The following is a 19,925-nucleotide window of genomic DNA, read 5'->3' as shown; positions in this document are numbered from 1 at the left end:
GTCAGTCCTTGGTCACGAAGGTCAGATGGCTCACGCCAGAGGCGGGCGAGACCACGGTCTCGACGTCGTAGCGCTCCTCGAGACCCTCGAGCCCCTCCCAGAGGCAGACCCCGCGGCCGAGGAGGACGGGCACGACGACGACGTGCATCCGGTCGACGAGGCCGGCGGCGACGAAGTCGCGCACCGTGCTCGGGCCGCCGCCGACGCGCACGTCACGCCCGTCGGCGAGCCCGCGGGCGACCTCGAGCGCCTCGACGGGGGAGGCGTCGACGAAGTGGAAGCTCGTGCCCCCCTCGAGGTTCAGGGTCGGCCTCGGGTGGTGGGTGAGGACGACGACGGGGGTCTCGAAGGGAGGGCGCGGCCCCCACCACCCCTGCCACTCCTCGTCGGTCCACGGCCCGGTCTGCGGCCCGAACTTGCGCCGCCCCATGATCTCGACACCGACCGAGCCGTCCCACCCGAGCGCGGCGAAGGCCCCGTCGACGCCGTCGCGGGCCCTCCCGCCCCCGGGCTGGTCGGGAGGCATCATCCACTGGTGGAGACGACCGGTGGCATGGCCCATGGGCTGCTCGAGGGTCTGCGGCTCGCCCGTGGCGTAGCCGTCGAGCGAGACGCTCAGCTGGGTGACGACGACCTCGGACATGGCGCTCCTGCCGGTCAGGTGGTTGCGCTGCGCAACCGCTCCTCACCGTAGAGTAGGGTGATTGCGCAGCGCAACCACTTGCCGGACGAGCGGGACGAAGGGGGACGATGCGCACCGAGCCGAGATCGGGCTGCCCGATCAACCGGGGGGTCGAGGTGCTCGGCGACCCGTGGAGCGCCGTCGTCCTGCGCGACATGATCTTCGGCGACCGTCGGTACTTCCGCGAGCTGCTCTCCGGGTCGCTCGAGGGCATCGCAAGCAACGTCCTCGCCGCCCGGCTGCGCGACCTCGTCGCCGCGGGCCTCCTCGTGCGCGAGGACGCCGGGCGCGGTCACCGCGCCAGGTACTCCCTCACCGAGGCCGGCATCCAGACCCTGCCCGTGCTCGTCGCGCTCGGCACGTGGGGGCGGGCGCACCGCGAGACGTCGCCAGAGCTCACCGTGCGCCAGCGGCTGCTCGAGGAGGGCGGGCCCGCTCTCGTCGCCGAGCTCATGGACGAGCTGCGCGCCGCCCACCTCGGTGCCCCGCTGCCGCCCGCGACCGGGCCGCGAGCGAGCGAGCGGCTGCGCGCCGCCTACGAGGCCGAGGTCGCCCACGGGTCGGCCGACGGGTGACGTGATCGGGTGCCGTGGGCGGGCGGCTCGCCGGCCCGGGGCCGTGCCGCTGTGCGGGATCTCTCAGTCTGGGCCCGCCCGCCCGCCGGTAGCCTGACGACGTCCCGCCGCTGCCCGGCATGCGCGCAGGAGCCGTCCGAGCCGCCCCCGAGGAGCGATGCGCACATGATGTCTGCCCGGCCGACCGAGGTCATGCCGCTGGCCGAGGGCTTCGCGCCCACCGACGAGGCTCGTTGGCGCGAGCTGGCCGCCCAGGTCGTCGGCAAGAGCCGCGCTGAGGACGACGTCCTCAGCCCCGACGAGGCGGTCGAGGCGCTGTCGACGACCCTTCCGGACGGTGTCGTCGTCCGCCCGCTCTACACCCGGCCCGCCCAGGAGCGACCGCTCGGGGTGCCCGGGGCCATGCCCTTCACCCGCGGCACCGGCCCGCGCCGGCCCGACCAGCCGTGGGACGTGCGCGCCCTGCACGAAGGGGCAGACGCGGCCGCGACGAGCCGCGCGGCCCTCGTCGACCTCGAGCGGGGCGTCACCTCGCTGTGGCTCGCGGTCGGGGACGGCCACCTCGAGCCCGCTGACCTTGCGAGGGCGCTCGACGGCGTCCACCTCGGCATGGCCCCGGTCGTCGTCTCCTCGACGACCGTCCAGCGGCCCGCGGCCGAGGCGCTCCTCGACCTCCTCGAGGCCGCGCCCGAGCTCGCCCCCGGCTCCGGTCTCGGGCTTGACCCGCTGGGCGCCGCCGCCGCGACCGGCGCCGCCGCCGACCTCACCGGGCTCGCGCCCTTCGTCACCCGCGCGGCAGCGCTGACCGACGTGCGCGCCCTCACCGTCGACACCCGCGTCTACCACGACGCCGGGGCCCACGACGTCGAGGAGATCGCGCTCGCCGTGGCCACCGCGGTCGCCTACGTCCGCGCGCTCGAGGAGCAGGGGGTCGGCGCCGCCGAGGCCTTCGCGAGCATCGACGTGCGCGTCGCCGTGACCGCCGACCAGTTCACGACGATCGCCAAGCTGCGCGCCCTGCGTCGGGTGTGGGCCCGCGTCGGAGAGCTCGCGGACGTGCCGGAGCGGGCCCGGGCGGCGCGCGTCCACGCCGTGACCTCCGGGCGGATGCTCACCGCGACCGACCCCTGGGTCAACGTCCTGCGCGGCACGATCGCCTGCCTCGGCGCGAGCGTCGGCGGCGCCGACGCCATCACCGTGCTGCCCTACGACACCCCGCTCGGGCTGCCGGAGGCCTTCTCCCGGCGTCTGGCCCGCAACACCCAGAGCCTGCTCGCGCTCGAGAGCCACGTCGCGGCCGTCGCCGACCCCGCCGGTGGCTCCTGGTACGTCGAGGCCCTCACCGACGAGATGGCCGAGCGCGCCTGGGCGCGGCTCGGCGAGCTCGACGCGTCCGGGGGAGTGGCGGCAGCGCTCGCCGACGGCTCGCTCGCCCGCGGGCTCGAGGCGACGTGGCAGGAGCGCCTGCGCGGCCTGTCGACCCGGCAGGTCCCGCTCACCGGCACCTCGACCTTCCCGCTCGCCGGCGAGACGCCGCTGCAGCGCGCACCCCGCCCCCAGCCCCCGTCGGGGGGTCTGCCCCACCACCGCGACGGCGAGGTCTTCGAGCGTCTGCGCGCCCGGGCCGCCCGGCTCGACGACCCGACGGTGCTCGTCGTCAGCCCCGGCAGCCGCCGGGACTTCGGGGCCCGTCAGACCTTCGCGACGAACCTGCTCGCCGTCGCCGGCATCGGCGCCCGTCTCGTCGACGGCGCCGACGCCGACACGGCCGCTGCGGAGGCCCGCGACAGCGCCCTGCCGGTCGCCGTCCTCGCGACCTCGCCCCGGGTCAACGCCGAGCACGGGCTCGAGGTCCTCGCCGCGCTGCGCGGGGCCGGCGTCGAGCACGTCGTGCTCGCCGGACGGGCGGGCGAGCTCGGCGAGGGCGACCACGGCGTCGTCGAGGCCCGTGAGGGCGTCGACGTCGTCGCCCTCCTCTCCGACCTGCTGACCCGGCTCGGGGCCGGGGACGACGTGACCACGACGACGGATGGAGACGCCCGATGAGCGCGATCCCCGACCTGTCCACCGCCTCGCTCAGCGAGGGCCTGCCCGGCGAGGACGCCGCCGCCCGCTGGGCCGAGCTGCTCGAGCAGGTGCCCGGCGCGGCCGACGGGTGGCAGACCCCCGAGCACATCACCGTCGCGCCCGTCTACACCGAGGCCGACACCGCGGGCCTGGACTTCCTCGGCACCGTGCCCGGCGCCGCGCCCTACCTGCGCGGCCCCTACCCGACGATGTACGTCAACCAGCCGTGGACGATCCGGCAGTACGCGGGCTTCTCGACGGCCGAGCAGTCCAACGCCTTCTACCGGCGCAACCTCGCCGCCGGGCAGAAGGGGCTCTCGGTCGCCTTCGACCTCGCGACCCACCGTGGCTACGACTCCGACCACCCCCGGGTCGAGGGAGACGTCGGGATGGCCGGCGTGGCGATCGACTCCATCTACGACATGCGCACCCTCTTCGACGGGATCCCGCTGGACCAGATGTCGGTGTCGATGACGATGAACGGCGCTGTCCTGCCGGTCCTCGCGCTCTACGTCGTCGCGGCCGAGGAGCAGGGGGTGAGCCCGGAGCAGCTGAGCGGCACCATCCAGAACGACATCCTCAAGGAGTTCATGGTCCGCAACACCTACATCTACCCGCCCGAGCCGTCGATGCGGATCATCTCCGACATCTTCGCCTTCACCAGCCGGCGGATGCCGCGCTTCAACTCGATCTCGATCTCCGGCTACCACATGCAGGAGGCCGGGGCGACGCAGGACCTCGAGCTCGCGTACACGCTCGCCGACGGCGTCGAGTACATCCGCGCCGGGCGCGACGCGGGGCTCGACGTCGACCGCTTCGCCCCGCGGCTGTCCTTCTTCTGGGCCATCGGGATGAACTTCTTCATGGAGGTCGCCAAGCTGCGGGCCGCCCGGCTGCTGTGGGCCCGGCTCGTGCAGGAGGGCTTCGAGCCGAGCAACCCCAAGTCGCTCTCGCTGCGCACCCACAGCCAGACCTCCGGCTGGAGCCTCACCGCGCAGGACGTCTTCAACAACGTCGTGCGCACCGGGGTCGAGGCGATGGCGAGCACCCAGGGCCACACGCAGAGCCTGCACACGAACGCGCTCGACGAGGCGATCGCGCTGCCGACCGACTTCTCCGCGCGGATCGCCCGCAACACCCAGATCGTCCTGCAGCAGGAGTCGGGCACCTGCCGCGTCATCGACCCCTGGGGCGGCAGCGCCTACGTCGAGCGGCTCACCCACGACCTCGCGCAGCGGGCGTGGGCGCACATCGAGGAGGTCGAGGCGGCCGGCGGCATGGCGAAGGCGATCGAGGCCGGGATCCCGAAGATGCGCATCGAGGAGGCGGCCGCCCGCACCCAGGCGCGCATCGACTCCGGGGCCCAGCCGGTCATCGGCGTCAACACCTACCCCGTCGACGAGGACGAGCCGATCGAGGTGCTCAAGGTCGACAACGCCGCGGTGCGCGCGAGCCAGGTCGCGAGCCTGGAGCGCCTGCGCGCCGAGCGCGACGAGGAGGAGACGCAGGCCGCGCTCGCGGCGCTCACGCAGGCCGCCCGGGCCGACGGCGGCGACATGGAGACCAACCTCCTCGCGCTCGCCATCGACGCGGCGCGCGCCAAGGCGACGGTCGGAGAGATGTCGGCCGCGCTCGAGGAGGTCTACGGCCGCTACACCGCCCAGATCCGTACGATCTCGGGTGTGTACCGCGACGAGGCGAAGGGGAGCGGCTCGGTGCGAGAGGCCCAGGCCGCCGTCGAGGACTTCGAGCAGCAGGAGGGGCGTCGCCCGCGCATCCTCGTCGCGAAGATGGGCCAGGACGGGCACGACCGCGGGCAGAAGGTCATCGCGACCGCCTTCGCCGATCTCGGCTTCGACGTCGACGTGGGCCCGCTCTTCCAGACCCCGGCCGAGGTCGCCCGTCAGGCGGTCGAGGCGGACGTGCACGTCGTCGGGGTGAGCTCGCTGGCCGCGGGGCACCTGACCCTCGTGCCGGCGCTGCGCCGCGAGCTCGACGCCCTGGGGCGCCAGGACCTCATGATCGTCGTCGGCGGGGTCATCCCCGACCAGGACTTCGAGGAGCTGCGCGCCGCGGGGGCCGACGACATCTACCCGCCCGGGACCGTCATCGCCGACGCGGCAGTGCGTCTCGTCGCCCGGCTGCAGGAGCGTGCGTCGGGCGATGCCTGACCCGGTCGCCGATCTCGTCGCCGGGGTGCGGGCACGCTCGCGCGCGCACGTCGCCCGGGCGATCACGCTCGTCGAGTCCTCGCGCCCCGACCACCGCGACCAGGCGCGAGCCCTGCTCGAGCAGATCGCGCCCGAGACCGGCGGGGGAGTGCGCGTCGGCATCTCCGGCATCCCGGGGGCCGGCAAGTCGACCTTCATCGACGCCCTGGGCACCCGGCTCGTCGAGCAGGGCCACCGGGTCGCGGTCGTCGCCGTCGACCCCTCGTCCTCGCGCACCGGCGGCTCGGTCCTCGGCGACCGCACCCGGATGGCGCGACTGACGAGCACCGAGGACGCCTTCGTGCGGCCCTCGCCCTCGGGCCGCCACCTCGGCGGGGTCGCCCGGGCCACGCGGGAGTCGATGCTCGTGCTCGAGGCCGCGGGCTTCGACGTCGTGCTCGTCGAGACCGTCGGCGTCGGCCAGTCCGAGGTGGCCGTCGCCGAGATGGTCGACACCTTCCTCCTGCTCGCCCTCGCCCGGGGCGGTGACCAGCTCCAGGGCATCAAGCGCGGCATCCTCGAGATGGCCGACGTCATCGCCGTCAACAAGGCCGACGGGCCGCACGAGGGCGACGCCCGCGTCGCCGCCCGCGAGCTGAGCGGCGCGATGCGCCTCATGAACCCCGACCCCTCTGCCCGCCGGCCCCCGGTCCTCACGTGCAGCGCCCAGACCGGCGCCGGTCTCGACGAGGTGTGGCAGGCGGTCCTCGACCACCGCGCCCACCTCACCGAGCACGGCTCGCTCGAGGCCCGGCGCCGCGAGCAGCAGACGAGCTGGATGTGGGCGATGGTCGACGCCGAGCTGCGCGACGGGGTCCGGCGCAGCCCCGCCGTCCGAGAGGTCGTCGCCGAGGTCGGCGAGGACGTCGCCTCGGGTCGCGTGAGCGCCGTCGACGCCGCTCGCCGGGTGCTCGACGCCTACGCCCGCGACCTCGGCTCGGCCTGAGCCTGCGAGCCCTCGGTGAGGATCTCGCCGCGGTCGAGGGCTTCCTGGCCGGCCTCTGCCGCCTCGGGGGGCAGCCCGACGACCTGGGTGACGTAGCGCAGGCGCTCCTTACGCAGGGCCACGACGAGGCCGATGCCGGCGAGGAACATCAACGTGAACATCGGCAGCCCGACGACGGTGATGACCTCCTGCAGCGCGGTGAGCCCTGCGTCGCCCGCCAGGACGAGCAGGAGCGCGGCGAGCGCGCCCTGGGACAGGCCCCAGAAGAGGCGTTGGCGGACCGGTCCGGCCTCCCCGTCTCCGGTGCAGAGCATGTCGACGACGAGGGAGGACGAGTCGGCGCTCGTGGCGAAGAAGAGAGCGACGATGACCACGCCGAGTCCCTGGAGCACGGTCGTCAGCGGGTAGGACTCGAAGAGCTCGAACATCGCCAGCGGCACGCTGTCGGCCACGGCCGCCGAGATGGGTCCCTGCGTGCCGTCCATGCCGTCGAGGGACATGGCCGACCAGCCGAAGGTCACGAACCACACGAGGGTGAAGGCGGAGGGCGCGAGCAGGACCCCGAGCACGAACTCCCGGATGGTGCGCCCCTTCGAGATGCGAGCGAGGAAGATCCCCATGAAGGGTGCCCAGCTGACGGTCCACGCCCAGTAGAAGACGGTCCAGCCCGCCTGCCAGCCCCATCCGTCGCCGGTCTCGTCGGCCAGGGCGTCCTGCCAGAGCGCGAGGCGCGGCAGGGAGGTGAGATAGCTCCCGAGCGTCTCGAAGAGCTCACGCGTGAGGAAGAGCGTCATGCCCCCCGCGAGGAAGACGAAGAGCATGAGCCCGACCGCCATGGCGATGTTGAGGTTCGAGAGCAGCTTGATGCCCCGGTCGAGCCCCGCGACGATCGAGCCGGTCGCCACGGTGGTGAGCACGGCGATGACGACGACCTGAAGGGTCGTGGAGTTCTCCCAGCCGAAGAGCGCGCCGAGGCCGGCCCCGATCTGCTGGGTGCCGAGGCCGATCGAGACCGCGACGCCGAAGAGCGTGCCGAGGATCGCGAGGACGTCGATCCCCCGGCCCAGCGGTCCGTAGATGCGCTCACCGATGAGCGGGTAGAAGACCGAGCTGACCCGGACCGGCAGGTGGTAACGGTGGATGAAGTACGCGAAGGCCAGGCCGGGCAGGGCGAAGATCGCCCACGTGTGCAGGCTCAGGTGGTAGAGCGCGACGTCCATCGCGTCCTGCGCGGCAGCCGGCGTGTACGGGTCGGCCCCGAGCGGGGGGTCGGAGAGGTGAGAGATCGGCTCGGCGACCCCCCAGAACATCAGCACCGTGCCGATGCCCCCGGCGAAGAGCATCGCGAACCACGAGAGGAAGGAGTAGTCAGGGCGGTCGTCGGGGTCGCCGAGGGTGATCTGGCCGTACGGGCCGAAGGCCACGACGAGGAGGGTGACCAGCCAGGCCGTCACGCCGAAGATGAAGTACCAGCCGAGGTTCGTCACCACCCACTCGCGACCGGCGCCGAAGGCGGACCCGAGCTGGTCGGGGAAGATCAGGAGGGCCGCGAGCAGCAGGACCATGAGTCCTGCCGAGGTGAAGAAGATCGTCGGCTGGGTGCGCAGTCCGAGCCTGCGGGCAAGAGCGTCCACGGGTACCTTCCGGGTCGTCGACGGCCACGTGCGGGCAAGGGGTGCGTCGCGGCCGACCTCCACGTGTGTCATCGACGCCCCCGGCGGGGCAAGCCGAGCCCCGGGGGCTCGAGAGGATCGTCACCATCTCGTGAGGTGGGCGCCCCGCCGCTGACGCTCACCCGATTTCGTGGGTCCTCACCCGGTCCCGTAGGATGGGGCGTCGCTCTCGTGTGCGTGCTGCGCGCGCGGGGCGTCCCCGGGCGTCCTCATCCAGAGGGCCCCAATCACACGGATTGAGAGGATATGGCCAAGAAGGACGGTGTCATCGAGGTCGAGGGCACGATCGTCGAAGCACTCCCGAACGCGATGTTCCGGGTCGAGCTGACGAACGGTCACAAGGTTCTCGCCCACATCTCGGGCAAGATGCGTCAGCACTACATCCGGATCCTCCCCGAGGACAAGGTTGTCGTCGAGCTCAGCCCGTACGACCTGACCCGCGGCCGCATCGTCTTCCGCTACCGCTGACGGTCGGGCCACCCGACACGACGCATGTACGACCCGGCTCCCATCTGGGGCTCGGGACAGATCGACCAAGGACGAGTTGGCAGTGAAGGTTCAGCCGAGCGTCAAGAAGATCTGTGACAAGTGCAAGGTGATCCGCCGCAACGGTCGGGTCATGGTGATCTGCGAGAACCTGCGCCACAAGCAGCGCCAGGGCTGATCGCGACCCACCCGGGCCCGCACGGGCCCAGCACCACGTCATAGAGCTTCACGACACGTACACACCGCACGCAGCACCCGACCCCTGAAGAAGGCCGCCCCGCGGCCGGATCTGGCGGCGCAGTCGCGCCGCGCAGGACGTCACCCTCGGCCCGGAGGCCGAGGACCGCAGGACCCCGCCCAGGTGCGGGGAGATCTCCTCGGACCGGTGCTGCACCACGACCTCCGGATGCACAGACAAGGAAACACCACAAGATGGCACGTCTTGTTGGAGTGGACCTCCCGCGCGAGAAGCGCGCCGAGGTCGCACTGACCTACATCTTCGGCGTCGGTCGCACGACCTCGCAGAAGGCCCTCGCCGCCACCGGCGTCGACCCGAGCACCCGCGTCAAGGACCTCGACGACACCCAGCTCGTCGCCCTGCGCGACTGGCTCGAGGCCAACTGCCAGCTCGAGGGTGACCTCCGCCGCGAGGTCGCCGCCGACATCCGCCGCAAGGTCGAGATCGGCACCTACGAGGGTCTGCGTCACCGTCGCGGTCTGCCCGTGCGCGGTCAGCGCACCAAGACCAACGCGCGCACCCGCAAGGGCCCGAAGCGCACCGTCGCCGGCAAGAAGAAGGTTGGTAAGTAATGCCCCCCAAGACCCGTTCCGGCGCCAAGGTGCGTCGCAAGGTCAAGAAGAACGTCGCCGTGGGCCAGGCCCACATCAAGAGCACGTTCAACAACACGATCATCTCCATCACCGACCCGACCGGTGCGGTGATCTCCTGGGCCTCCGCCGGCCAGGTGGGCTTCAAGGGCTCGCGCAAGTCGACCCCCTACGCCGCGCAGATGGCCGCCGAGGCCGCCGCGCGTCGCGCCATGGAGCACGGCATGCGCAAGGTCGACGTCTTCGTCAAGGGCCCGGGCTCCGGTCGTGAAACCGCGATCCGCTCCCTGACCGCTGCCGGCCTCGAGGTCGGCGCGATCAGCGACGTCACGCCCAGCCCGCACAACGGGGTCCGTCCGCCCAAGCGCCGTCGCGTCTGAGCACGGGAACCTAGGAGATATAGACCATGGCTCGTTACACCGGCCCCATCACCAAGAAGTCCCGTCGCCTCAAGCTCGACCTCGTCGGCGGCGACAAGAACTTCGAGCTCCGTCCCTTCCCGCCCGGCCAGCACGGCCGTCGCCGGATCCAGGAGAAGGAGTACCTCACCCAGCTCCAGGAGAAGCAGCGCGCCCGCTTCACCTACGGCGTCATGGAGAAGCAGTTCGTCCGGTACTACAAGGAGGCGGCCAACCGCCCCGGCAAGACCGGCTCGAACCTGCTCATCATCCTCGAGTCGCGTCTCGACAACGTCATCTACCGCGCCGGTCTCGCCCGGACCCGTCGTCACGCGCGTCAGCTCGTGACCCACGGTCACTTCGAGATCAACGGCGTGCGGACCGACGTCCCCAGCCACCGCGTCGAGCAGTACGACATCGTCACGGTGCGCAAGCAGTCCGTCGAGACCTTCCCCTTCCAGCTCGCGCGTGAGACCTTCGGCGAGCGTCCCGTCCCGGCGTGGCTCCACGTCGTCCCGGGCAGCCTGAAGATCCTCGTGCACCAGCTGCCGACCCGTGAGCAGATCGACACCCCGCTCACCGAGCAGCTGATCGTCGAGCTCTACTCGAAGAACTGATCCTCGGATCTGCCGGGTGGCTCCCCCTTCGTCCCTGAGGCGAAGGGGGAGCCCCCGGTCCGAGGACCACCAGGGTCGTCGTCGCGGACCGATGCGCGACGACCAGCCGGGTCGCACCGGCAGCATCACGAGGCGTCATATAGCGGTCGCCCGTGGGAAGGAACAACCGTGCTCATCGCACAGCGCCCCACCCTCAGCGAGGACGTCGTCGCCGACAACCGCTCGCGGTTCGTCATCGAGCCCCTCGAGCCGGGCTTCGGCTACACGCTGGGCAACTCCCTGCGTCGCACCCTGCTGAGCAGCATCCCGGGTGCCTCCCTCACCTCCATCCGGATCGACGGCGTGCTCCACGAGTTCTCCACGATCCCGGGGGTCAAGGAGGACGTCACCGAGATCATCCTCAACCTCAAGAGCCTCGTCGTCTCCTCGGAGAACGACGAGCCGGTCGTCATGTACCTGCGCAAGACCGGCTCCGGCCCCGTCACCGCCGCGGACATCAACCCGCCGGCCGGCGTCGAGGTCCACAACCCGGACCTGCACATCGCGACGCTCAACGACAAGGGCTCCGTCGAGATGGAGCTCACCGTCGAGCGCGGCCGCGGCTACGTCTCGGCCCAGCAGAACAAGTCCGGCGAGCAGGAGATCGGCCGCATCCCGGTCGACTCCATCTACAGCCCGGTCCTCGCCGTGACCTACAAGGTCGAGGCGACCCGTGTCGAGCAGCGCACCGACTTCGACCGTCTCGTCGTCGACGTCGAGACGAAGAGCTCGATGACCCCGGCCGACGCCATGGCCTCCGCCGGCAAGACGCTCGTCGAGCTCTTCGGCCTGGCCCGTGAGCTCAACGTCGAGGCCGAGGGCATCGACATGGGCCCGTCGCCGACCGACGCCGCGCTCGCCGCGGACATGGCGCTGCCGATCGAGGACCTCGACCTCACCGTCCGGTCCTACAACTGCCTCAAGCGCGAGGGCATCCACACCGTCGGCGAGCTCGTCGGTCGCAGCGAGGCCGACCTGCTCGACATCCGCAACTTCGGCGCGAAGTCGATCGACGAGGTCAAGGCCAAGCTGCACGGCATGGGCATGGCCCTCAAGGACAGCCCTCCCGGCTTCGACCCGAGCCAGATCGTCGACAGCTACGGCGACGAGGACTACGAGGACGACCAGTCCTTCGTCGAGGACGAGCAGCTCTGACCCACCCGACGGCCTGACCCGTCCGGGTCGGCTTGCAACTCAAGGAGAATCACCATGCCCACCCCCACCAAGGGACGTCGTCTGGGTGGCGGCCCGGCGCACGAGCGCCTCATGCTCGGCAACCTGGCCCAGTCGCTCTTCGAGCACGACCAGATCACGACGACGCAGGCCAAGGCCAAGCGTCTGCGCCCGCTCGCCGAGCGTCTCGTCACCTTCGCCAAGCGCGGTGACCTGCACGCCCGTCGCAAGGTCATGACGGTCGTCAAGGACAAGGGTGTCGTGCACCGTCTCTTCACCGAGATCGCGCCCGACATGACCGACCGCGAGGGCGGCTACACCCGCATCACGAAGATCGCGCCGCGCAAGGGCGACAACGCCCCCATGTGCGTCATCGAGCTCGTGCGCGAGCCCGTCTCCGCCAAGCCCAAGCGCGCCGTCGTCGCCGAGGCCGAGGCCGCCACCGCGCGCTCGGCCAAGGACGAGGAGGCGCAGGACGCGCCGGAGACCACGGACGAGACGACCGAGACCGAGGCCCCCGCGGCCGAGGCCACGGACTCGACCGAGGCCACCGAGTCGACGGACTCGACCGAGGGCGCGAAGGCCTGACCCAGGCCCTCACCTGACGAAGGGGTGAGCCTCCCGCAGCAGCGGGGGCTCACCCCTTCGTCGTGCCCGGGAGGGCTGCTCGGTAAAGGGTTGTCCAAGAAGTCCGCGATCACCTGTCGCCGCAGGTCACGGCGGGCCTACGCTCCGCCCGACTGCCCTCGACGGCGAGGGCGACCCGCAAGGAGCACCCCATGGTCCGACGCCCCCACGCCGCAGCCCTCGCGATCGCCCTCGCGGCCGCCCCCTTCGCCCTGTCCGCACCCGCCAGCGCCGCCGAGCCGAGCAGCGTCACCCTCGTCGGCTCGTTGCAGGACGAGCTCGGCTGCGCCGCCGACTGGGACCCCGCGTGCGCGAAGGCCCACCTCGTCCAGGACGCCTCCGGGAAGTCGTGGTCGGCGACGATCTCGCTGCCCGCCGGCAGCTACGAGTACAAGGTCGCCATCGACGACGGGTGGACCGAGAACTACGGCGCCGGGGGCGTCAAGGACGGCTCGAACGTGCCGCTCGTGCTCGAGGGGCCGGCCCGGCTGCGCGTGAGCTACGACGAGACGAGCCACGTCACGACGATGACGCCGCTCGGTCTCGCCGGGGCGACGAGCAGCGCGGACAAGAAGGCCGCCGCCGACTCGCTGCGCGGGCCGCTCGGGCGCGAGCGCTTCTACTTCGTCATGGCCGACCGCTTCGCCAACGGCAGCACCGCCAACGACCGCGGGGGGCTCACCGGCGGGCGCCTGAGCACCGGGTACGACCCCAGCGACAAGGCCTTCTACCACGGGGGCGACCTCAAGGGCCTCACCGGCAAGCTCGACTACATCAAGGGCATGGGCACGACGGCGATCTGGCTCACCCCGAGCTTCAAGAACAAGCCGGTGCAGGGCAAGGCCGGTGAGGAGAGCGCGGGCTACCACGGGTACTGGATCACCGACTTCACCCAGATCGACCCGCACCTGGGCACGAACGCCGAGATGAAGACCCTCATCGACGCCGCGCACAAGAAGGGGATGAAGGTGTTCTTCGACATCATCACCAACCACACCGCGGACGTCATCGACTACGAGGAGGGCGCGTACACGTACAAGAGCAAGAAGTCCTCGCCGTACACCGACACGAGCGGCACGGCCTTCGACGACCGCGACTTCGTCGGCAAGCCCGCCTCGCAGTGGCCGGCGATGGACCGCACGTCCTTCCCGTACACCCCCTTCGTGCGTCCCGCGGAGAAGGACGTCAAGGTCCCGGCGTGGCTCAACGACCCGCTGATGTACCACAACCGCGGTGACTCGACCTTCGCCGGCGAGAGCTCGACGTACGGCGACTTCATCGGTCTCGACGACCTCTTCACCGAGCGCCCCGAGGTCGTCGAGGGCATGGGCGAGATCTACAAGCAGTGGGCCGACTTCGGCATCGACGGCTTCCGGATCGACACCGTCAAGCACGTCAACCTCGAGTTCTGGCAGCAGTTCATGCCCGACCTGCTCACCCACGCGCAGAAGAAGAACGACGACTTCTTCGCCTTCGGCGAGGTCTACGACGGCAACCCCGCGGTGATGTCGGAGTACACGACCCGCGGCAAGCTCCAGGCCACCCTCGACTTCGGCTTCCAGCAGCAGGGCGTCGACTTCGCGAAGGGGAAGTCGGCCGCGACGCTCGCCGACTTCTTCGCCAAGGACGACTGGTACACCGACGCGGACAGCAACGCCTACCAGCTGCCGACCTTCCTCGGGAACCACGACATGGGCCGCGCCTCGATGTTCTTGAAGGACTCGAGCACTGACGAGAAGCAGCACCTCGCCCGCGTGCGCCTCGCGCAGAGCCTGATGTTCACCACCCGCGGCAACCCGGTGACGTACTACGGCGACGAGCAGGGCTTCATCGGCACCGGCGGCGACCAGCTCGCGCGCCAGGACATGTTCGCCAGCAAGACCTCGATCTACAACGCCGAGGACGTCCTCGCCGGGCCGGAGGGATCGCGCGACCGCTACTCGCGCACCCACCCGCTCTACCGCCACGTCGCCGAGCTCTCCCGGATGCGCGCGAAGCACCTCGCGCTCGCCGACGGGGCGCAGGTCGCGCGGTACGCCTCCGACGACGCCGGCATCTTCGCCGTGTCCCGTCTCGACGCGTCGAAGAAGGTCGAGTACGTCGTCGCGGCGAACAACTCGACGACGACGCAGACCGCGAGCTTCGCGACGTGGACGAAGGGGTCGGCCCGCGCCGGCAAGGGTCGCTACGACGGCGCGCTCTTCACCCCGGTGACGCCGGGCGCCCCGTCGGTGCGCCCCGGCGCCGACGGCCGTGTGAGCGTCACCGTGCCGCCGCTGTCGGTGCGCGTGTGGAAGGCCAACCGGACGATCTCGACCGGCACCGCGGCGCCGACGGTCGAGCTGAGCGCCGGCACCGACCACGCCGTCGGCGGGCGCGCGGAGATCTCCGCCGACGTCACCTCGGGGACCTTCGCCCAGGCCACCGTCCTCTACCGCCCGGTCGGCACGAAGACCTGGCGCACCGTCGGTACCGACGACAACGCGCCCTACCGCGTCTTCCACGACGTCGAGGGCATGGCGCTCGGGACGATGCTCGAGTACCGCGTCGTCGTCGAGGACGCCGCCGGCCGGGTCTCCGCCGACAGCGACTGGGCCAGCGTCGTCTCCGCCACCGGACCGGCGCCCGAGGCCGAGATCGGCGACCCGCCGGCCACCCAGCCCGGTGCTGTCGCCGTCGCGGGCACCCACAACTCGGAGATGGGCTGCGCCGCCGACTGGGAGCCGTGGTGCGACCAGGCGCAGCTGACGCTGGACCCGCAGGACTCGATCTGGAAGGGCAGCTACACCCTCCCCGCCGGGCCCTACGCCTTCAAGGCCGCGCTCGACCGGACGTGGACCGAGAACTACGGCGAGAAGGGGGAGCGCGACGGCGCGAACATCTCCTACGAGACCGACGGCCCCGTGAGCTTCTACTACGACCCGACGACGCACTGGGCGACGACGTCCGAGGACGGTCCGGTCGTCACGGCGCCCGGTGACTACCAGTCCGAGCTCGGCTGCGCGGCCGACTGGTCGCCGGCGTGCATGCGCCCGTGGCTGCAGGACAAGGACGGCGACGGCACGTACACGTGGGCGACGACGAAGATCCCCGCGGGTACGTGGAGCTTCAAGATTGCCCACGACCTGTCGTGGACGACGAGCTACGGGGCCGGCGGGTCGCCGACGGGCGGCAACATCACCGTCACCGTGCCGGCCGACGGCGCGAAGACCGTCTTCTCCTACGACTCGGCCACGCACGTCGGCCAGGCGACGAGCAGCTAGGGGGCGCCCCCTTCGCATGGTTCGACGAAGGACCGTCACCTCGAGGTGACGGTCCTTCGTCGACCCGGCCGGATCAGTTGATGATCTCGGCCTGGCTCAGCGCCGCCAGACGCTCGCGCCAGAGGTCGAGGGCCTCCGGCGTGAGCCGGGCCCACCCCGTGACCTCCTCGACGACGAGGACCGGGGCGCTCGTGCGGTAGGAGCGCGTGGGGTTGCCGGGGAACTTCTTGTCGGTGACGTTCGGGTCGTCGACGTAGGGACCGGTGGGCTCGACGCGGTAGACGTGCGGCTCGCTGCCCTCCGGCCCGAGCAGCACGGCGAGCTCGGCGGCCAGAGCGGCCCCGTCGACGAGCGAGGTGATGTATACGTGGCGCATCGTCAGGCCGGCCCGGTAGTTCGAGGGGCGTCCGGCGACGAGGTGGTCACCGGGGCGAAGGGGGGCCCGCGTGCCGTGGAAGAAGGGTCCCTCGTCGAGGAGCGGCTCGCCGGTCATGACCGCGGGGTCCGGTCGACGGGGTGCACCGCGAGGGTGACGGCGACGCGCTTCGCGCCCGGGGTGCCCGCGCCGATCCGCCGGTAGCGCTCGAGGGTGCGCATGATCTCGGTGCGCAGCGCGACGAGCTGCTCCTCGTCGACGAGCACGGCCTGGTCGTGCAGGCCGGCCTCCTCCTGCCACACGAGGGGCCACGTCGGCGCGGCGTCGACCCAGGCGTGGGCGCGTGCGGCGAGGTGCTCGACGTGGTCGTGCGCCAGCCAGGCCTCGTCCTGCGCGCTCAGCGGGTCGTCGTCGTCCGTGCCGACACGGGTGACGACGACGTCGTCGTCGTCCTCGTCGGGCAGGGCCCAGACCCGGGTCTTGGCGTTGCCCAGACCGGTGTCCTCCACGAGCCCGCCCTCGGCGAGGGTGCGCAGGTGGTAGCTCGTCGCACCCGAGTTCGTGCCGAGGGCGCGGGCCAGCTCCGCCGAGGTCGAGCCGCCGTGCAGCCGCAGGTGCGCGAGGATGCGGGTGCGCAGCGGGTGGGCCAGCAGGCGCCAGCCGTCGGGGGTGCCCGGGGTGCTCATGGATCGCACAATAAGTGTGCGATCCGCGGCGGGGCAAGCGCGTCGCGCCGGGCGGAGTCCGCCGGATCCCGCTCGCCCGTAGGGCTCCAGGGGGTGCGCCCGCGATTTCGGGCGGTGTGCGGCCCGCCCGTAGAATTGTCGGGTACCCCGAACGACACGACACAAAGGCTGCACCTGTGCGTACCTACACCCCCAAGGCGGGCGACATCACCCGTCAGTGGCACGTCATCGACGCCACTGACGTCGTCCTCGGCCGTCTCGCGAGCCAGACCGCGATCCTCCTGCGCGGCAAGCACAAGACGACCTTCGCCCCGCACGTCGACACCGGCGACTTCGTCATCATCATCAACGCCGACAAGGTCGCGCTCACCGGCTCCAAGGCCGAGCAGAAGCGCGCCTACCGCCACTCGGGCTACCCGGGTGGTCTGAGCTCGACCTCCTACACCGAGCTGCTCGAGAAGAACCCGGAGCGCGCCGTCGAGAAGGCGATCCGCGGCATGCTGCCCCGCAACTCCCTCGGCCGCCAGCAGCTGAGCAAGCTCAAGGTCTACGCCGGTGCGGAGCACCCCCACGGCGCCCAGCAGCCGACCCCCTACACGATCTCCCAGGTCGCGCAGTAAGCCGCGCGCAGAATCACGACGAAGGACTGACACGTGGCTGACACCACCGACACCACCGAGCAGCTCGGCGACGACGTCGAGCTCACCTCCTACACCTCCGAGTCCGACGGCCCCGTCGGCGACGCCGAGCCGGCTCGTCGTCCCTCGGCCTCGGCCCCCGGCGCCGGCACCGGCCGCCGCAAGCAGGCCATCGCCCGCGTGCGGATCGTCCCCGGCACCGGCGAGTGGAAGATCAACGGGCGCACGCTCGAGGAGTACTTCCCGAACAAGGTCCACCAGCAGATCGTCGCCGAGCCCTTCACGGTGCTCGAGCTCGACGGCGCCTACGACGTGCTCGTCCGCGTGCACGGCGGTGGCCCCTCCGGCCAGGCCGGCGCGGTCCGCCTCGGCGTCGCCCGCAGCCTCAACGGCGTGGACCCCGAGCTCAACCGCGACACCCTGAAGAAGGCCGGCTTCCTCACCCGTGACGCCCGCGTCCCGGAGCGCAAGAAGGCTGGTCTGAAGAAGGCGCGCAAGGCGCCGCAGTACTCGAAGCGCTGATCGCGCTGGCGCGGTCTCGTCAGATGGCTCTGCCCTCCTCGACCCGACCCGCCGACGGCGAAGGGCCCCACCACGCGGTGGGGCCCTTCGTCGTGCGCCTGCGCCTCGACCTCGCCTACGACGGCGGGGGATTCGCGGGGTGGGCTGCTCAGCCGGGCCTGCGCACCGTCGAGGGCGAGCTGACGAGCGCGCTCGAGACGATCTGCCGCACCTCGGGGGTCCGCGTCGTCGTCGCGGGGCGCACCGACGCCGGGGTGCACGCCGCGGGGCAGGTCTGCCACGTCGACCTGCCGCAGGAGGCGCTCGAGGCCGCACGCGGCCGTCGCGAGCGCAGCCCGCAGGAGGCCCTGCTCGCCCGGCTGCGCGGGGTGCTGCCCCCGGACGTCGCGCTGCACGCCGTGACCCGGGCCCCCGAGGGCTTCGACGCGCGCTTCTCCGCCCTGCAGCGGCGCTACCGCTACCTCATCGGCGACGACCCGGGCCGGCGCGACCCGCTGCGGCGTCACGACGTCGTCGCCCTGCGCGAGCCGCTCGACGTCGCGGCGATGGACGAGGCGGCCACGGCGATGCTCGGGCTGCGCGACTTCGCCGCCTTCTGCAAGCGGCGCGAGGGCGCGACGACGACCCGCACGCTCCTCGAGCACTCGTGGCGCCGCACCGAGGACGGGCTCGTCGAGGGCCGCGTCGTCGCCGACGCCTTCTGCCACTCGATGGTCCGTGCGCTCGTCGGCGCGGTCGTGCCCGTCGGTCAGGGCCGGCAGGGGACCGGGTGGCCCCTCGAGGTGCTCACCGCCGGGGTGCGGGACCCCCGTGTCAAGGTCATGCCCGCGCACGGGCTCAGCCTGGTCGAGGTCAGCTATCCCGACGACGACCGGCTGGCCGCGCGCGCCCGTGAGGCCCGCGCCCGCCGGGACTGACGGGTCTCCCGTCGGCCCGCGTCCCCCTTCGCCCTCGGTCAGGCGAGGCCGGGTCGATCCGGCTGCCCGGTGCGCAGCTCGTCGACGAGGGAGCGGGCGACCCCGACGAGGGTGCCCTCCTCCTGCGCGACGCGCAGCTGGCGCTGGTAGCTCGCGCCGGTGCGGGTGATCTGCTCGACGTCGGCGAGCTCGGTCTCGCAGCCGAGGCGGCGGGCGACCGGGGCGAGGCGCTCGAGCAGGTCGGCGAGGTCCTCGGTGACGAGCCGCTCGCGGTTGCGGTCGTCGCAGATGATGATCGAGTCCATGCCGTAGCGCGCGGTGCGCCACTTGTTCTCCTGGACGTGCCACGGCGGCAGCGTGCGCAGGGTGCCACCGTCGGTGAGCCGGTCGTCGAGCCACACGACGAGGCACTGGACGAGCGCGGTGATCGCGGCGAGCTCGCGCAGCGTCGGGATGCCGTCGCAGACGCGGATCTCGAGCGTGCCGAGGTGGGGCGCCGGGCGGATGTCCCAGCGGATCTCCTTGAGCTCGTCGATGACCCCGGTGACCATGAGGTCGTCGACGTAGCGCTCGTACTCCGGCCACGTGTCGAACTGGAAGGGCAGCCCGGCGGTCGGCAGCTGCTGGAACATCTGGGCGCGGTTGCTCGCGTACCCGGTCTCCTCGCCGGCCCAGAAGGGCGAGGACGCCGAGAGCGCCTGGAGGTGCGGGGCGTAGGTGAGCATGCCGTTGAGGATGGGCAGCACCTTCGCGGCGTCGGTGATGCCGACGTGGACGTGGACGCCGTAGATGACCATCTGGCGGCCCCACCACCGCGTGCGGTCGATGAGGGTGGCGTAGCGCTCGCCCTCGCTCACCTGCTGGCTCTGCCACTGGGCGAAGGGGTGGGTGCCGGCGCACATGAGCTCGAGACCGAGCGGGTCGGTGACCTGGCGCAGCGCGCGCAGCGAGGAGTCGAGGTCGGCGCTCACCTGCGGCACGTCGTCGCAGATGCCGGTGACGATCTCGACGGTGTTGCTCAGCAGCTCGCGGTGGACGCGGGCGGAGACGTGCTCGTCGTCGAGGGCCTCGGCCACGCCGGCGACGACGTCGTCGGCGCGCGGCACGAGGTCGAGGGTGTCGCCGTCGACGAGGGCCAGCTCCCACTCGACGCCGAGCGTCGGGCCCGCGGAGGGGCGGAAGTCGATCACGGGCGGAGCCCT

20 protein-coding genes are annotated in these 19,925 nt (G+C 71.8%); 15 read left to right on the top strand and 5 right to left on the bottom strand.

The window, feature by feature from the left end; all coding sequences use genetic code 11:
* Window position 1: 1 nt before the first annotated feature.
* On the bottom strand, window positions 2-643 hold the full coding sequence (locus LIV55_RS05535) for a dihydrofolate reductase family protein (RefSeq protein WP_229299467.1): 642 nt from the start codon (window positions 641-643) through the stop codon (window positions 2-4).
* Window positions 644-750: 107 nt separating this feature from the next.
* On the opposite strand from LIV55_RS05535, the gene LIV55_RS05530 reads away from it, so the two are divergent.
* The 4 genes from LIV55_RS05530 to meaB all read left to right on the top strand — a co-directional run bounded on the left by LIV55_RS05530 (window position 751) and on the right by meaB (window position 6,480).
* Window positions 751-1,257, top strand: coding sequence for a winged helix-turn-helix transcriptional regulator (locus LIV55_RS05530; protein ID WP_229299466.1), 507 nt, complete (start codon window positions 751-753; stop codon window positions 1,255-1,257).
* A 165-nt stretch (window positions 1,258-1,422) separates the two neighbouring features.
* Window positions 1,423-3,303: a methylmalonyl-CoA mutase subunit beta gene (locus tag LIV55_RS05525; protein WP_229299464.1), complete on the top strand. Its 1,881-nt coding sequence runs from the start codon at window positions 1,423-1,425 to the stop codon at window positions 3,301-3,303.
* The gene (scpA, locus tag LIV55_RS05520) at window positions 3,300-5,495 is read left to right on the top strand and encodes a methylmalonyl-CoA mutase (protein ID WP_229299462.1); all 2,196 of its coding nucleotides are present in this window, start codon (window positions 3,300-3,302) and stop codon (window positions 5,493-5,495) included. Before LIV55_RS05525 ends, scpA begins: the two co-directional genes overlap by 4 nt.
* The gene (gene meaB, locus LIV55_RS05515) at window positions 5,488-6,480 is read left to right on the top strand and encodes a methylmalonyl Co-A mutase-associated GTPase MeaB (RefSeq protein WP_229299461.1); all 993 of its coding nucleotides are present in this window, start codon (window positions 5,488-5,490) and stop codon (window positions 6,478-6,480) included. The genes scpA and meaB overlap by 8 nt, the downstream gene beginning before the upstream one ends.
* Here meaB and LIV55_RS05510 read toward each other — a convergent pair.
* Window positions 6,453-8,114, bottom strand: coding sequence for a BCCT family transporter (locus LIV55_RS05510; protein ID WP_229299460.1), 1,662 nt, complete (start codon window positions 8,112-8,114; stop codon window positions 6,453-6,455). The genes meaB and LIV55_RS05510 overlap by 28 nt on opposite strands.
* Window positions 8,115-8,399: 285 nt before the next feature.
* Between LIV55_RS05510 and infA the strand changes: the two genes are divergently transcribed.
* The 8 genes from infA to LIV55_RS05470 all read left to right on the top strand — a co-directional run bounded on the left by infA (window position 8,400) and on the right by LIV55_RS05470 (window position 15,584).
* On the top strand, window positions 8,400-8,621 hold the full coding sequence (gene infA, locus LIV55_RS05505) for a translation initiation factor IF-1 (RefSeq protein ID WP_007928045.1): 222 nt from the start codon (window positions 8,400-8,402) through the stop codon (window positions 8,619-8,621).
* A gap of 82 nt (window positions 8,622-8,703) precedes the next feature.
* Complete coding sequence (gene rpmJ / locus LIV55_RS05500) at window positions 8,704-8,817, top strand: 50S ribosomal protein L36 (RefSeq protein ID WP_006592630.1); 114 nt, start codon at window positions 8,704-8,706, stop codon at window positions 8,815-8,817.
* 254 nt (window positions 8,818-9,071) lie between these two features.
* Window positions 9,072-9,449: a 30S ribosomal protein S13 gene (gene rpsM, locus LIV55_RS05495; RefSeq protein ID WP_068277189.1), complete on the top strand. Its 378-nt coding sequence runs from the start codon at window positions 9,072-9,074 to the stop codon at window positions 9,447-9,449.
* A complete protein-coding gene (rpsK, locus tag LIV55_RS05490; RefSeq protein ID WP_068277192.1) occupies window positions 9,449-9,847 on the top strand; it encodes a 30S ribosomal protein S11 in 399 nt (132 codons plus the stop codon). The genes rpsM and rpsK overlap by 1 nt, the downstream gene beginning before the upstream one ends.
* Window positions 9,848-9,873: 26 nt before the next feature.
* Window positions 9,874-10,482 (top strand): 30S ribosomal protein S4, encoded by a 609-nt coding sequence (gene rpsD, locus LIV55_RS05485; RefSeq protein ID WP_123092224.1) that lies wholly within the window; start codon window positions 9,874-9,876, stop codon window positions 10,480-10,482.
* Window positions 10,483-10,650: 168 nt separating this feature from the next.
* Complete coding sequence (locus LIV55_RS05480) at window positions 10,651-11,676, top strand: DNA-directed RNA polymerase subunit alpha (protein WP_123092223.1); 1,026 nt, start codon at window positions 10,651-10,653, stop codon at window positions 11,674-11,676.
* Between the two features lie 54 nt (window positions 11,677-11,730).
* Window positions 11,731-12,282 (top strand): 50S ribosomal protein L17, encoded by a 552-nt coding sequence (gene rplQ, locus LIV55_RS05475; protein ID WP_229299458.1) that lies wholly within the window; start codon window positions 11,731-11,733, stop codon window positions 12,280-12,282.
* 191 nt (window positions 12,283-12,473) lie between these two features.
* Entirely contained in the window at window positions 12,474-15,584 is a 3,111-nt protein-coding gene (locus LIV55_RS05470; RefSeq protein WP_229299456.1) for a pullulanase X25 domain-containing protein, read from the top strand.
* A 73-nt stretch (window positions 15,585-15,657) separates the two neighbouring features.
* Here LIV55_RS05470 and arr read toward each other — a convergent pair whose 3' ends face one another.
* Together arr and LIV55_RS05460 are read right to left on the bottom strand one after the other, a co-directional pair.
* The gene (arr, locus tag LIV55_RS05465) at window positions 15,658-16,077 is read right to left on the bottom strand and encodes an NAD(+)--rifampin ADP-ribosyltransferase (protein ID WP_229299454.1); all 420 of its coding nucleotides are present in this window, start codon (window positions 16,075-16,077) and stop codon (window positions 15,658-15,660) included.
* Window positions 16,074-16,646, bottom strand: a complete 573-nt coding sequence (locus LIV55_RS05460) for a winged helix-turn-helix domain-containing protein (RefSeq protein ID WP_229299452.1) — start codon at window positions 16,644-16,646, stop codon at window positions 16,074-16,076. Before LIV55_RS05460 ends, arr begins: the two co-directional genes overlap by 4 nt.
* A gap of 176 nt (window positions 16,647-16,822) precedes the next feature.
* Between LIV55_RS05460 and rplM the strand changes: the two genes are divergently transcribed.
* From rplM to truA, 3 genes are read left to right on the top strand one after another with little or no spacing between them, the layout of a single operon-like run.
* A complete protein-coding gene (rplM, locus tag LIV55_RS05455; protein WP_068277211.1) occupies window positions 16,823-17,266 on the top strand; it encodes a 50S ribosomal protein L13 in 444 nt (147 codons plus the stop codon).
* Between the two features lie 33 nt (window positions 17,267-17,299).
* A complete protein-coding gene (gene rpsI, locus LIV55_RS05450; protein ID WP_068277213.1) occupies window positions 17,300-17,806 on the top strand; it encodes a 30S ribosomal protein S9 in 507 nt (168 codons plus the stop codon).
* Window positions 17,807-17,829: 23 nt separating this feature from the next.
* Window positions 17,830-18,723, top strand: coding sequence for a tRNA pseudouridine(38-40) synthase TruA (truA, locus tag LIV55_RS05445; RefSeq protein WP_267492354.1), 894 nt, complete (start codon window positions 17,830-17,832; stop codon window positions 18,721-18,723).
* 38 nt (window positions 18,724-18,761) lie between these two features.
* Here the strand turns inward: truA and LIV55_RS05440 are convergent, their stop codons facing one another.
* On the bottom strand, window positions 18,762-19,913 hold the full coding sequence (locus LIV55_RS05440) for a glutamate--cysteine ligase (RefSeq protein WP_229299451.1): 1,152 nt from the start codon (window positions 19,911-19,913) through the stop codon (window positions 18,762-18,764).
* Window positions 19,914-19,925: the final 12 nt, after the last annotated feature.

This window comes from Janibacter melonis, from assembly GCF_020567375.1.
GTDB classification, from domain to species: domain Bacteria; phylum Actinomycetota; class Actinomycetes; order Actinomycetales; family Dermatophilaceae; genus Marihabitans; species Marihabitans melonis.
This window is presented reverse-complemented; position numbering and strand designations above follow the sequence as displayed.